A 13,611-nucleotide genomic window follows, 5' to 3' on the forward strand; every position below is an offset into this window, starting at 1 on the left:
GTTTGCGAATTAAGGCATCAAGTTTTTCAGGTTCCATCCCGTACTTACTGGGGGCGCGCGATGTATTGACCTGAACGCATACATTAAGTGAACGGCCTTCCGCCGTCAGGTGGCGATTTAGAACTTAAGCGGTATGAAAACTGTCGGGCGCCTGAAATTCATCCGCAAAGCGGGCAACAAACTTCGCTTTGTTGGACTGCAGGTGGCCGATAAATGAATAATGCCGTGCCAGCATAGGCTGATACGGCATTATTCATGTTCTTATTATGCCCGATGCATTACGCCACTTTGTGGCTGTCTTCCTGACCCTGGATATACGGCGGCACATATGCTTCCCGGCAGGCATCCAGATAATCCGACCACCACTGCATCATTGCCTTACAGGCTTCCAGATGCTCAGCCTTATGAATGTAAGCCAGACGCACGGTGTTGCGCTCCTGATGACTCATCTGGCGCTCAACTGCATCCTGCGACCATAACCTCGACTCCATCAGGGCACTGCATGCAATCGTCCGGAAGCCGTGACCGCAGATACCAGTGATGCGGAGCAGCCAGTCAGCAATGACCTCATTTTCCTCATTCAGTTGAGGCTGATAACGATAGCAACTTTCGCTGACAACAAACAACTGGCAGGCAAAACTTATACTGACATTCCGGCTCCTGACCGCATCCTGAGCCATCTGCTTTCGATGCGATGGCTTCACCACTTTTTTGCCATGGCCTCCTGAATGAGTTCGGCTTTGAGGCGCTCCTCAGCATACATTTTTTTGAGGCGACGGTTTTCGTCTTCCAGTTCTTTCAGACGAGTCATCATGGAAGCATCCATCCCGCCAAAACGCGAACGCCACTTATAGAAACTGGCGTTGCTCATGCCATGTTCACGACACAGTTCAGCCACCGGTGTTCCGGCCTCGGCTTGCTTCAGAATGGACATGATCTGGCTGTCAGTAAAACGTGATTTTTTCATAGAGATCTCCCCGGTTCAGATTACGAGAGAATTCTACTTATGAACACACCGGTTTTTCGGGGGGATTACCGGCGCACGCGCGGCGTAAAATCCACGACGTGCACGTGCGAACGCCCTCGGAGACGACAAGCGAAGCGCTGCATCGTATCGGCGAACTGTACGTCATCGAGTCGGCCATCCGGGGTAAAAGCGCGGCGGAACGGCTTGCTGTCCGGCAGGAAAAAACGTTGCCGTTACTGAACGCGCTGGAAGGATGGCTGCGTGAAAAACAGCAAACTCTCTCGCGGCACTCGGAGCTGGCGAAGGCGTTCGCGTACGCACTCAATCAGTGGGAAGCGCTGAAATACTACGCCAGCGACGGCTGGGCTGAGCCGGATAATAACATCGCGGAAAACGCGCTGCGGACGGTCAGTCTGGGGCGGAAAAACTGGCTGTTCTTCGGTTCAGATCACGGTGGCGATCGTGGTGCGCAGCTGTACGGACTTATCGGGAGCTGTCGGCTGAACGGCATCGATCCTGAATGTTATCTTCGTTACGTGCTGTCGGTAATAGCCGACTGGCCGGTGAACCGCGTCGGTGAGTTACTGCCATGGCGCGCCTCCCTGCCCGGGGAATAATCTCCGGGTCATCCTGTCAATACGGTCTTCGCTGGACGCTTACCGTTTAACCTGATTGGTGTGAATACTTATGCAGTGAAGGCCTTCCCGCATCCTGACTCACACAGCGATCGACCTTTTGTGTCCTGCCCTGGACTCGTCGGTTGCCGGAAGCGCATTCATGCGAGGCATCTCCTCACCGGTGCGCGTGACTCAAGAAGGGCCTGACGGCTTGTCTCATTACTATCCTGTCCGGGTTATCTGTCTGGAGATTCAACTCTGTTTCCTCACAGGAGTTCTGTCATGGCTGATAACGTTACCGAAGCCACCGTTGTGGGTGGCGTGGATACACATAAAGATTTACACGTTGCCGCTATCGTAGATCAGAACAATAAAGTTCTGGGGACCCAGTATTTTTCAGCAACACGACAAGGTTACCGGCAGATGCTGGCATGGATGGCTTCATTTGGGGCGTTAAAGAGAATTGGCGTTGAGTGCACAGGCACCTATGGCTCAGGACTGCTTCGCTATTTCCAGAATGCGGGGTTAGAAGTTCTTGAGGTGACTGCGCCAGATCGGATGGAACGACGCAAACGGGGAAAAAGTGACACGATTGATGCTGAGTGTGCTGCTTATGCAGCATTCTCCGGTATAAGGACAGTTACTCCCAAAACGCGCGATGGCATGATTGAATCTCTGCGAGTCTTAAAAACTTGCCGAAAAACAGCGATATCAGCCCGCAGAGTCGCTCTCCAAATTATCCATTCCAATATTATCTCTGCTCCGGATGAATTACGTGAACAGCTCAGAAATATGACGCGCATGCAGCTCATCAGGACTCTGGAATCCGGTAGGCCTGATGCCAGTGAATACCACAATGTTACAAACGTTTATCACATTGCATTAAAGTCCCTTGCCCGGCGCTATCTCGAATTACATGACGAAATTGCTGATCTGGACGTCATGATTGCGGCAATTGTCGATGAGCTGGCACCTGAACTGATTAAACGTAATTCTATTGGATACGAAAGCTCTTCGCAGTTGCTGATCACTGCCGGAGACAACCCCCAACGATTAAGATCAGAATCGGGTTTTGCGGTCCTGTGTGGTGTCAGCCCTGTTCCTGTCTCTTCTGGAAAAACGAACCGTTACCGACTTAACCGGGGCGGAGATCGAGCTGCGAATAGTGCACTTCACATCATAGCCATCGGACGTTTACGAACTGACGCTAAAACGAAGGAATATATCTCCAGGCGAGTATCAGAGGGGCATACAAAAATGGAAGCAATACGCTGCCTGAAGCGATATATCTCACGCGAAATTTATACATTACTGCGAAATCAAAACAGGCAGATCAACAACACAACCCTCTGGTGACCAACATCTGCAACTCAGACAGATACTGGCTAAAAATCCATTCGTGTAAAGGAAAATTCCTATCAGTTCAGGCTGGCGGCGTGAAACGACCGCCAGTGATGGCCCGATGCTGCATCACCAGCAGTTGGAAGGGGAATAGAGCGTGAGGACATACTGAGGGTGCAGTCCCGCCATTAAGTCAACCCGTTCCCTATGACGCCGTGTGAGCCACGTTATGTTCCTGAAGGTGCATGACAGACCTCTGTGTCACAGATTCACGGTAGTGACGCACTGCCATGCGGCACAGCCGGACTCAGTATTCTCCAAATAAGCACTCGATAATCTCATTAACCATATTTATGAATAACTGCTTGTCCCACTCACTACCGAGTGCCCTTGTTGCGGCATGCTGCGATAGCCCGCTGAACAGCGAGGCAATGACATCCATTCCTGTACGAATTCTATGCATATCCGCATCCGAATTCGTCCGGGCCCTTTTAAGGAATTCTTCCTCTAATTTGGCGTGGATCCCATCGTGGGAAAGCTGAAGAACCTCAGCAACGCCTGGATTCCGTGATGCTTCGGCCGCAATTTCAAGCCACAATCCGTTGAATTCCGGGGACGTATGGATATCCACCATTCTCGCTGTGTGCCGTTTTAAACTGACCGCAATTCTTTCATCTGGTGGAGAGAGCGCTATCTCGTTGATGAGCTCATAAAGCGAACTTTCCTGGTGAGATACCAGAGCCTCAACAATCGCTTCCTTATTGGCGAAGTGATAGTAGATATGTCCGGGGCTCATGCCAGCGGCTTTGGAGATTTTGGCAATGCTGCATCCATGAAAACCGAGTTCACGGAAACATTTTGCTGCTGCATCAATCACCTGCTTTCTTCTTTCCTTACTTTTAACGCCCGTTTCCAGGTCAGGCAAATCACTCATCTTCTTTTCCTGTCTCAATGCTATTGCAAGATATGTTTTAGTATGAATATACTAGAATGAATATTCAATCTGCCAAGGGCTTTCATAATGTCAGTGCATTTTCGACCCGCCAGGCCTCTGCTGGCAATTTTAACCGTGGTATTGCTTGCCAGCTGTGACCGGCCACCTGCTCCGCCACGATCTTCAGTTCCTGAAGTCGGGATCGTAACACTTGCCACGACAAACGTCCCGCTGACCAGCGAACTTCCAGGCCGTACCGCTTCCTACCGTGTGGCAGAAGTCAGGCCACAGGTGGGTGGCATCCTTCAGAAACGTCTTTTTGAAGAGGGGAGTATGGTTCAGGCGGGACAAATATTGTACCAGATAGATCCTGCACCCTACCGGGCCACGCTGGCCAAAGCCGAAGCCAGTTTTGAGTCTGCCAGGCTGCTGGCACAGCGATATGAAAGACTGGTTAAAACCAGTGCCATCAGCCAGCAGGACAGGGATGACGCCCGATCAAGCTGGTTGCAGGCTAAGGCGGATGTTGATTCGGCGCGGATAGACCTTGGCTATACAAGTATTACTGCACCTATTTCAGGCCGTATTGGCCGTTCATCAGTCACCCAGGGGGCTTTGCTGACAGCTAATCAGACTGATGCGCTGGCAACGATACAGCAGCTTGATCCCATTTACGTTGATATCCCGCAGTCATCCACATCGCTCTTAAAACTTCAGGATGAATTTGCGGCAGGCCATCTGAAAAGAGATGGGCAGCAGCAAGCAGAAGTCAGGCTGATGCTGGACAATGGCCGGGAATATCAGTACCCGGGGCGTATCAGGCTTTCGGAAGTTACCGTGGATGAGAGTACCGACTCGGTCATCATCCGGGCTGAATTTCCAAACCCGGAGGGAAGATTGCTGCCAGGTATGTTCGTCCGGGCGAAGTTACAGGAAGGAATACGGGAAAATGCATTACTTGTTCCACAGCGGGGCATTACGCGAGACCCGACCGGACAGGCTTCAGCCCTAATAGTCGGGGAGGACAACAAAGTCATTCGCAAACTAGTCATAACTGAGCGCGTGGTGGCTAATCAGTGGTTAATCAGCGAAGGGCTGGAGAGTGGCGACCGCGTCATCGTTGACGGTACGCAGAATGCCCGCCCTGGTAATGAAGTCCGGATAGCATCCCCGGAAATGCAGAACCAGAAAAATTCTCAGCCTCACTAAGGAGCTCTGATGTCACGCTTTTTTATTGACCGGCCGGTTCTTGCATGGGTTGTCGCCATCGTGATAATGCTCGCCGGGGCATTATCTATTATCACTTTGCCTGTCAACCAGTATCCAAATATTGCCGCACCAGCGGTAGCCGTATCAGGTTCTTACCCGGGCGCCTCAGCAGACACCGTTCAGGACACCGTCGTTCAGGTAATTGAACAACAGCTTAACGGGCTGGATAACTTACGCTACCTCAAATCAGAGAGCAACTCTGACGGGTCATTCACGATAACCGTGACCTTTAATCAGGGAACTGATTCTGATATCGCACAGGTTCAGGTGCAGAATAAGTTATCTCTGGCGACGCCGTTGATCCCTGATGAGGTACAGCAGCAGGGTATCCGTGTGGCGAAATATCAGATCAATTTCCTGATACTTGCAGGCCTTGTTTCCACTGACGGGCGTATGAGCAGTTTCGACTTGGGGGACTACCTTGTTTCAAATTTGCAGGATCCTTTGACCCGCGTGTCCGGGGTAGGGGACTTCACCATGATGGGGTCTCAGTATGCGATGCGTATCTGGATGGATCCTGAAAAACTCAACGGCTACAAACTGACACCGTCAGATATCAGTTCGGCCATACAGGCACAAAACGTTCAGATATCCTCGGGCCAGCTGGGGGGGCTGCCAGCAAAAAATAATCTTGAGCTTAGTGCGACGGTCATTGGAAAAACAAGATTCACTAAACCCGAGCAGTTCGAAAATATTCTGCTGAAAGTCCAGCCGGATGGTTCACGTGTTTTACTGAAAGATGTTGCGGAAGTCAGCCTGGGGTCTGAGAGTTTTTCCATACAGTCTAAATACGGAAAAGATCTTCCCAGTACCGCTATCGCTTTACGCCTTGCAACGGGTGCGAATGCACTGGATACCATTAATGCCGTGAAGGCAAAACTGAAGGAACTGGAACCAGGGCTGCCAGAGGGAGTGGAGGTTATCTATCCTTATGACACGTCACCGGTTATCAGTGCCTCGATTGAAGGCGTTGTCCATACGCTTGTTGAGGCAATCGTTCTGGTCTTTATCGTCATGCTGCTTTTCCTGCAGAACTTGCGGGCTACCCTAATCCCCACACTGGCAATCCCGGTTGTTCTGCTGGGCACTTTCGGCATGATGACGGCTTTTGGTTTTACCATAAACATCCTGACCATGTTTGGCCTGGTGCTGGCGATTGGCCTTCTTGTGGATGATGCCATTGTTGTTGTTGAGAACGTGGAAAGGCTCATGGAGGAGGAGAAGCTTTCCCCGCTGGAAGCCACCCGAAAATCTATGGAGCAAATCTCCGGTGCGCTGGTAGGTATCGGACTGGTTCTGTCAGCCGTCTTCCTCCCAATGGCCTTCTTTGGCGGATCGACCGGCGTTATTTACCGTCAGTTTTCCATCACGATAGTTTCTGCAATGGCGCTGTCGGTGATTGTTGCACTGATTTTCACGCCTGCTCTGTGCGCAACCATTCTGAAACCATCCGGACATGGGCATACAGGAAAAGGTTTTTTTGGCTGGTTCAACCGCAAGTTCGAGAATGGAACGGCGCTCTACCATAAGGGTGTTGAGCGCACCCTCAGAGCCAGGAAAAGAGCCATGCTCTTCTTTCTGGCCATCATTGCGCTGCTGGTTGCTTTGTTCCCGCAGATACCGACGTCCTTCCTGCCTGATGAGGATCAGGGAAATCTGTTTGTGCAGGTTCAGATGCCGCCCAACAGCAGTGCAGAGCAGACCCAGAAAATACTGAGGAAAATTTCAGATTATTTTCTGGAACAGGAAAAAGATATGGTTTCAACCACCATGCTGATCAACGGCTTCAACTTTGCCGGCCGGGGCCAGGGGTCCGCGATGGTGTTTGTTGGACTCAAGCCCTGGAGTGAACGTAAGGGCAGTGTGTTTGAACTGGCCGGCCGGTCGATGGGATATTTCTCCACAATCAAAGAGGGGACGGTGATTTCTTTTGCCCCGCCAGCCGTAATGGAACTGGGTAACGCGACCGGGTTTAACCTTTTCCTTCAGGATAACAGTGGGGGAGGGCACGAAAAGCTTATGGAGGCCCGCAATATGTTTCTGGGAATGGCGGCGCAAAATCCTGCGCTGCAGATGGTGCGTCCCAACGGGATGAACGACGAGCCCCAGTACCAGATTCTGATTGATGATGAAAAAGTTCAGGCACTGAAACTGAGTCTGAGTGACGTTAACAACACCCTGTCAGCGGCATGGGGCTCAACTTATGTGAATGACTTCAATGATCGCGGCCGCGTCAAGAAAGTTTATATACAGGGGGAGGCGGACTCGCGTATTTCTCCTGAGGACTTTAACAAATGGTATGTACGTAACAGCGACGGGGAAATGGTGTCATTTGCCTCCTTTGCAACCGGAAAGTGGATTTACGGCTCCCCTAAACTGGAACGTTATAACGGCATTCCTGCGGTTGAGATCCTTGGTCAGCCTGCGCCGGGATACAGCTCAGGCGATGCGATGAAGGCGGTTGAAGATATCGCCGCCAGACTGCCTTCTGGCGTTAATGTCGCCTGGACAGGGCTCTCCTTTGAAGAACGTCTGTCCGGCTCGCAGGCCCCTGCCCTGTACGCCCTTTCCCTGATCATTGTTTTTCTCTGTCTGGCAGGGCTTTATGAGAGCTGGAGCATTCCTTTCTCCGTGATGCTGGTCATTCCTCTGGGCGTAATTGGTGCTGTGGGTGCGACGCTTCTGAGGGGGCTGGGTAATGACGTATTTTTCCAGGTCGGTTTACTGACAACCATCGGACTGTCGGCCAAGAACGCCATACTGATAGTTGAGTTCGCCAGAGAGCTACACGAAAAAAACGGCATGCCCCTTGGTAAAGCAGCTCTTGAAGCGGCACGAGTGCGTCTGCGCCCTATTATCATGACGTCGCTGGCATTTATCGTGGGAGTTATTCCTCTTGCAATAGCATTCGGTGCCAGCTCAGGAAGTAAGCATGCCATTGGGACAGGTGTCGTTGGCGGCATGCTGACGGCAACGGTACTGGCGATATTCTATATCCCGCTCTTCTACGTTCTTGTCGCAGGTTTTTTCAGTAAAAAACAAAAAGCAGATTCTATTACTGCCGGCGAAGACTCGGGGCACTGATATACAGTGGCCCACCGCTCTAAATGCCGGTGGGCCACTGCAATGCCTCTGGTTGCTAAAGCGCCTTACTTAGCGGCGCCAGGTTATCGATGGGGGAACATATATGCGCAGAACCAGGCTGGAAGCGGAGCAAACCCGGCGGCAGATACTCGATGCAGCGGAGGAGTGTTTCCGGGAAAAAGGGATCATGCGTACAACCTTACAGGTGATCGCCGAGAGAGCCGGATGCACCCGGGGAGCCATTTACTGGCATTTCACTGAAAAACACGATCTGCTCAGGGAAGTTATAGAGCGGGCACCTTTTGTATTTTTTTCTGAAGCGGAGACAGTCAGCCGCAGCACGATGCCCTTCTCCGGCCTGCGCCATTGCATGCTCAGAGGGCTGAAGGAAGTTCAGAAGAACAGGCATCTCAGAAATGCTATCGAACTGGCCGTTTTTGGCAGTGAATGTCCCCGGGAACTGTTGGGTGAAAACAGTGCTGACAAACTACTGGCCCTGATCCACGTTGCTGTTCTCAGAGGAAAGGCCTGCGGAGAAGTAAAATCTGATACCGAGGCTGAAACACTGACACCGCTGATTTTCTATGTTTTTATCGGTGCGCTCAGGACCGGGACACTGATGCCGGGAGATACCCTGCTGTTTCGCAAAGGTACGGATGCACTGAACCTTGTGTTTGATATGGTTCTTGAAAAAAAGGAGATGAGTAATGAATCATGACGTGATATCAGAACTCGTTGCGTGGATTGAAACGCAGCTCAGTACTAAGCTCACCATCGATAAGGTTGCGTCAAGATCAGGGTATTCAAAATGGCATCTGCAGCGTGCTTATCTGAATTCGACCGGAATGACACTGGGCGAATATATACGCCGGCGCCAGTTATCCTGCGCTGCGGCAGAACTCCGGCTTACCCGGTCAGGTGTAATTGATGTTGCGATTAAATATGGGTTTTCATCACAGCAGACATTCACCCGATCATTCAGAGAACTCTTCGGTCAACCGCCAGGACGTTACCGCAGAGTAAGCGATTGGGACTGTTCACAACTTTTTCCGCCTGCCTGTAAGACTTCATACCCGGTAGGGAAACCGGAAGTGGTGTCTCTACCGTGTCGCGTACTTTCTGGTACGGTGAACAAATTTTCCTGTGTTCTGGAAAAATTTGAACTTTTTAACATGGACGTCAGGCACCGTTTTTTTCGACGATATTTATGTGACACTCACTTCCTTCCTGAGCAGGTCTGGGGAATGACAACCTTTCACTCAAGTCCGGATACGCCCGGAATAGTCGATATTTGTTATATAACTGCGACGGAAAAGGGAAAAGATATTTTTAGCTGTAAAGAGACGACGGAAATTACTATCCCAGCGGCAAACTATCTGAAATTTCACTACAACGGAAGATCTGTCGGTTTTCAGGATTTTATTCTGGACGTTAACCGCGTGCACCTGCCGAAACTCGGCGTTGTAAGAAAAAAAGGCTGTGACCTGGAATTATTCAGTTTTACAGAAAAGAACAAAAGGTACCTTGAGTCGGGATTTTTGAATTGCAGTTATTATGTTCCGTTCACCTATTTTCGGGAGTGAAACTTTGGGTTTCTGCTTCATCATTATTTTCGTCTCGTCAGAAGTTTTAGAAAATATACCTTATTTCAGGAAAAGATATCGTGCTTAAAGTTTTAATCTGCGCGACTGAGGATGTTTAAATGATAAAAGTTATACGTTTTTCATTCATACCAGCATTACTCGTTACCGTTCTTACAGGATGTAATCTTCAGCCACATTATGAACGTCCTGAGTTACCGGTCAGTGACCGCTTAGAGAATGATGGCCATCGGAAAGAGGTTCAGGGAGCCATTCTGGCTTCAGAGACTGGATGGCAGAATTTTTTTGCCGATGAGCAACTCCGGCAGCTTATCGGCCTGGCGCTGGAAAACAATCGCGATTTGAAGGTTTCAGTACTTAATGTCGAGACGGCCAGGGCAAGTTTCAGGGTTGAGCGTTCGGCCCTGATGCCAGCCATCAGCACGAACGGAAGCCAGACATCTGCACACCTTCCGGGAAACCTCTATTCTACACGGTCAACCGGCCCGGTTACTTACCAGCAGTATGAGGCGAACCTGGGCGTTTCATCGTGGGAAATCGACTTCTTTGGCAGGCTCAGAAATCTGAGGGACGAGGCACTGGAAAAATATCTGTCTACGGAAGCTTCATCCCGGGCAACGCAAATCAGCCTGGTATCTGACGTTGTGAGCAGTTATCTGACTCTTTGCGCCGACAATGATCTGCTGAAACTGGCTGCTGATACGCTAAAAAGCCAGAAAGAAACATACGAGCTTGCGAGACAGCGTTATGAAATGAAAGTCAGCAGCGAGCAGGATCTTGTACAGGTTGAGACGTCGGTCAGAAGTGCTGAGGCAGAGCTCGCTCAGTATGAGAGGCTGGTTAAGCAGGACATCAATGCGCTGAGGTTACTGGTCGGGACAGAGCTGCCGGAAGATCTTGCAGGCAATGCGACGCTTAAGCATGACTGGCGTTTTCAGTCACTGCCATCCGGCATACCTTCAGAAGTTTTAACGGGAAGACCTGATATTATTGCTGCCGAACATACGCTCAGGGCTGCAAATGCCCGCATCGGTGCAGCAAGAGCCGCCTTTTTTCCAAGCATAAGCCTGACAGCCTCAGGCGGGTCAGCCTCAGAGAGCCTCGGACATCTGCTTGAGGGCGGAACAGCCGCATGGTCTTTTGTGCCCAGCATCAGCCTCCCCATTTTCGACGGCGGAAAAAACAGCGCAAATCTTGATGTGGCTGAAATATCCAAACGCGTGGAAATCGCAAATTATGAGAAAGCGGTCCAGACGGCATTTAAAGAAGTATCAGATGCCATGGCCGGGCAGAATACCTACCGTCATGAGCTGACTGCACGTGTTCAGGATACAGTGGCTAATACGCGTTACTACAACCTTGCCCTGCAGCGGTACCGTGAGGGCGTTGATAACTATCTCAATGTTCTTGTAGCTCAGCGCACACTCTTTGACGCAAAAAAGTCTGAAATCTCAGCGCGAGTCGGGGCTCTTACTCAGCACGTCACTCTCTATAAAGTGCTCGGTGGCGGGTGGAAAGCATAATTGTGGTCTGGCAGGCAGAAAACAATGTGCATTGCCTGCCGGTATATGAAACATGCAGGAGAAGTACCGATGAACGCTAACTGTGAAAAGAAGTCCACCTTAACTGTCCAGAAAAACCAAATTACAGATGCGGCGGTGACCCTGACCCGAAATCCTGACCATGACCTTGCATGCTAACGCTTGGCCGACCCGTTCTAAAGAATCGGCAGGACGTCTCCAAACACGTTCCTTACCCGGTATCATTTATGTTAGGAAAATACGTATTGATGCAACAATGGATATTAATAATCCAAAATTAAATGAGCAGACAGTAGTGGCTGGTTAATTATTAGATTGAAAAGTAAATCTTAGTAAGGTACTGATAAAAATGCAGATACTACCAGTGCCTTATCAGTTACTCTTTCGGATGATTTGGTTGACAATAATGTCTGCATTTAGCATAAAGTTGCCTTTCAGATTAAGTTATGGCCTTGAGTCATAAAAGTGTAAGTTCAAATCTGAGATAATACACTTTTGAGTCATTTAACCTGACTTCAATTCTTTGCAGTGGTGGGTATGCGAAAATATAGGTAAAGAACATCCGAGTATCCTTGCCACTATTTAAAACCCTGTAGGGCTGATACTTCATTTATCAATGTGCCTTTCTGCATTACCAGAACGAACCGTGGTACTACGTGCTGCCGCGATACGCCTGCGAGCAATGTTCACATAATCCGCTTCGCGCTCAATACCGATGAAACAGAAATCTTCCATCGCTGCGGCTTTGCCGGTGCTTCCACTTCCCATAAAGGGATCAAGGACAGTGCCGCCCGGTGGAGTAATCAGGCGGCAAAGGTACCGCATCAGCTCTGTGGGCTTTACACATGGATGATTGTTACCCTCACCACGGTCCTTTCTGCTGGCTTTCGCACAATAAAAGAACCGACTGGCGCTGCTAATTTCTACCTGCTGAGGGTTATCCCGGAACCAGGCAAGCACTTCGTCACTGCCATCATGGATAAGATTGGCAGGCCATCGGCCATCGGGGTTTCCTTGCCTGGCGGTACCCCCATCACCTTTATTTCTGCCTCGCCACATGTGGTTAGGATCGGAACCTCCCGGTCCATTTGGATAATCATAGGGTGATTCCCCCTCTGCCAGTGGGATCCTGCATTCGCTGGTGTTCAGAGCGCCGGTACCATAAACGCGAACATTCGATGCCATGGATCCCCTGAATGGCTTACGGGCAAGGGTAATGGGCTCCATAGCCGGTTTCAACGCGTGGTGAGATTTCGGAAAACCCGAGCCATATACCCAGCCCAGCATTCCGTCACGTCCAAATGCCGCATCCAGCAATTTGAGCTGTTCCGGCGACAAACTTTCAATGAGGACCTGCGCAGCATTGCTGGTCTCGTAGAGAAATACAATCATGTCACGTATTTCAAAGCCCGCATCCTCAATACGCGCTGCCATCCGGTGTTGAGTTCGGGATCCCGAGAAGGACAATAGATGACCACCGGGCTCGAGTACGCGCAGACATTCTTCCCAGATGGCTTGTGAGGGAACATCATAGTCCCATGTCTTACCCATGAATTTAATACCATAAGGCGGGTCGGTCACGATGCTGTCCACAGAGTTGCCCGGCATATTGCGCAGTACGTCAAGGCAGTCGCCATGAGTCAGAATATCATGCATGGCGTTCCCTCCCTTCATCATCACCGACAGATGTGGAGGGGGGCCCTTGTTTATCCTTGACACTATTTTCCAGTTCATCGAGGGTGCGGAAGATAAACATTTCTCGGTTCTTCACATCAAATGGAACAGGAACGCTGTTTCTCATCACCGTCCTGATGCTGCCAAACAGCCTGACCAACGACTCCGTAGTTTTATCATCCGGCATAACATACATTGCATAGTGCCAGCGTCCGGCGTCGCTGGCGGCCAGATGACTGTTAATGATGCTGATGTAACGGGCGCGGGTTTTCATCGTTCGCTCTGTTTCCACTGCAATGATGGCACCGCTGCTTAAGGTAATAATGCCGTCCGGTCGGTGCCGGACGCCAGGGTATCGCGACATAAATTCTCCCCGGTCGCCGTTAAGCCAGCCTGTGCCACCTTTTTCCTCAAGGGCGATCCTTACCCGCTGGTTTAACAGTCGATGTTCCAGCGTCGAGTTTTTGAGTTTACCCGGCTCAAAATAGGCGGGGAAAACCCTGTCATTAGGGAAGGTGCGATTTAATCGTCAGTTATGAGAACATAAGGCTTTCTTTGCCATAGATTTTTCACGATGCCCGCA

At 50.4% G+C, this 13,611-nt stretch carries 8 protein-coding genes and 4 pseudogenes; 7 read left to right on the forward strand and 5 right to left on the reverse strand.

All coding sequences use genetic code 11. The annotated features are described in order from the left end of the window. Positions 1 to 278 precede the first annotated feature (278 nt). A pseudogene (locus ACSZO4_RS06750) lies at positions 279 to 533 on the reverse strand (integrase); the annotation flags it as partial. 3 nt (positions 534 to 536) lie between these two features. Then, a pseudogene (locus tag ACSZO4_RS06755) lies at positions 537 to 967 on the reverse strand (transposase); the annotation flags it as partial. Positions 968 to 1,038: 71 nt separating this feature from the next. On the opposite strand from ACSZO4_RS06755, the pseudogene ACSZO4_RS06760 reads away from it, so the two are divergent. After that, a pseudogene (locus ACSZO4_RS06760) lies at positions 1,039 to 1,584 on the forward strand (IS66 family transposase); the annotation flags it as partial. 282 nt (positions 1,585 to 1,866) lie between these two features. Continuing rightward, a complete protein-coding gene (locus ACSZO4_RS06765) occupies positions 1,867 to 2,940 on the forward strand; it encodes an IS110 family transposase (RefSeq protein ID WP_437888091.1) in 1,074 nt (357 codons plus the stop codon). A gap of 292 nt (positions 2,941 to 3,232) precedes the next feature. Here ACSZO4_RS06765 and ACSZO4_RS06770 read toward each other — a convergent pair whose 3' ends face one another. Continuing rightward, positions 3,233 to 3,859, reverse strand: coding sequence for a TetR/AcrR family transcriptional regulator (locus ACSZO4_RS06770; RefSeq protein WP_437888092.1), 627 nt, complete (start codon positions 3,857 to 3,859; stop codon positions 3,233 to 3,235). 87 nt (positions 3,860 to 3,946) lie between these two features. On the opposite strand from ACSZO4_RS06770, the gene ACSZO4_RS06775 reads away from it, so the two are divergent. The 5 genes from ACSZO4_RS06775 to ACSZO4_RS06795 all read left to right on the forward strand — a co-directional run bounded on the left by ACSZO4_RS06775 (position 3,947) and on the right by ACSZO4_RS06795 (position 11,336). Next, positions 3,947 to 5,068: an efflux RND transporter periplasmic adaptor subunit gene (locus tag ACSZO4_RS06775; RefSeq protein ID WP_437888094.1), complete on the forward strand. Its 1,122-nt coding sequence runs from the start codon at positions 3,947 to 3,949 to the stop codon at positions 5,066 to 5,068. Positions 5,069 to 5,077: 9 nt separating this feature from the next. Beyond that, positions 5,078 to 8,212 carry an efflux RND transporter permease subunit gene (locus tag ACSZO4_RS06780; RefSeq protein WP_437888095.1) on the forward strand — a complete coding sequence of 1,045 codons (3,135 nt, stop codon included), beginning with the start codon at positions 5,078 to 5,080 and terminating at the stop codon, positions 8,210 to 8,212. A gap of 187 nt (positions 8,213 to 8,399) precedes the next feature. Further along, a complete protein-coding gene (locus tag ACSZO4_RS06785; RefSeq protein WP_437888097.1) occupies positions 8,400 to 8,930 on the forward strand; it encodes a TetR/AcrR family transcriptional regulator in 531 nt (176 codons plus the stop codon). Further along, entirely contained in the window at positions 8,920 to 9,795 is an 876-nt protein-coding gene (locus ACSZO4_RS06790; RefSeq protein WP_437888098.1) for a helix-turn-helix domain-containing protein, read from the forward strand. Before ACSZO4_RS06785 ends, ACSZO4_RS06790 begins: the two co-directional genes overlap by 11 nt. A 119-nt stretch (positions 9,796 to 9,914) precedes the next feature. Next, positions 9,915 to 11,336, forward strand: coding sequence for an efflux transporter outer membrane subunit (locus ACSZO4_RS06795; protein ID WP_437888100.1), 1,422 nt, complete (start codon positions 9,915 to 9,917; stop codon positions 11,334 to 11,336). A gap of 624 nt (positions 11,337 to 11,960) precedes the next feature. Here ACSZO4_RS06795 and ACSZO4_RS06800 read toward each other — a convergent pair. Together ACSZO4_RS06800 and mobC are read right to left on the reverse strand one after the other, a co-directional pair. Then, entirely contained in the window at positions 11,961 to 13,010 is a 1,050-nt protein-coding gene (locus tag ACSZO4_RS06800) for a DNA-methyltransferase (RefSeq protein WP_437888102.1), read from the reverse strand. Continuing rightward, positions 13,003 to 13,539: pseudogene (mobC, locus tag ACSZO4_RS06805) on the reverse strand (MobC family replication-relaxation protein); the annotation flags it as partial. The pseudogene mobC and the gene ACSZO4_RS06800, both read right to left, overlap by 8 nt. Positions 13,540 to 13,611 lie beyond the last annotated feature (72 nt).

The organism is Phytobacter sp. V91, from assembly GCF_965644225.1.
GTDB lineage: Bacteria > Pseudomonadota > Gammaproteobacteria > Enterobacterales > Enterobacteriaceae > CBFFRJ01.

What these genes read in the sequence shown, in the direction of transcription:
- ACSZO4_RS06785 (WP_437888097.1), top strand. Translation starts at nt 8,400, where the DNA reads ATGCGTACAACCTTACAGGTGATCGCCGAGAGAGCCGGATGCACCCGG.
- ACSZO4_RS06765 (WP_437888091.1), top strand. Translation starts at nt 1,867, where the DNA reads ATGGCTGATAACGTTACCGAAGCCACCGTTGTGGGTGGCGTGGATACA.
- ACSZO4_RS06790 (WP_437888098.1), top strand. Translation starts at nt 8,920, where the DNA reads ATGAATCATGACGTGATATCAGAACTCGTTGCGTGGATTGAAACGCAG.
- ACSZO4_RS06770 (WP_437888092.1), bottom strand. Translation starts at nt 3,859, where the DNA reads ATGAGTGATTTGCCTGACCTGGAAACGGGCGTTAAAAGTAAGGAAAGA.
- ACSZO4_RS06795 (WP_437888100.1), top strand. Translation starts at nt 9,915, where the DNA reads ATGATAAAAGTTATACGTTTTTCATTCATACCAGCATTACTCGTTACC.
- ACSZO4_RS06800 (WP_437888102.1), bottom strand. Translation starts at nt 13,010, where the DNA reads ATGCATGATATTCTGACTCATGGCGACTGCCTTGACGTACTGCGCAAT.
- ACSZO4_RS06775 (WP_437888094.1), top strand. Translation starts at nt 3,947, where the DNA reads ATGTCAGTGCATTTTCGACCCGCCAGGCCTCTGCTGGCAATTTTAACC.
- ACSZO4_RS06780 (WP_437888095.1), top strand. Translation starts at nt 5,078, where the DNA reads ATGTCACGCTTTTTTATTGACCGGCCGGTTCTTGCATGGGTTGTCGCC.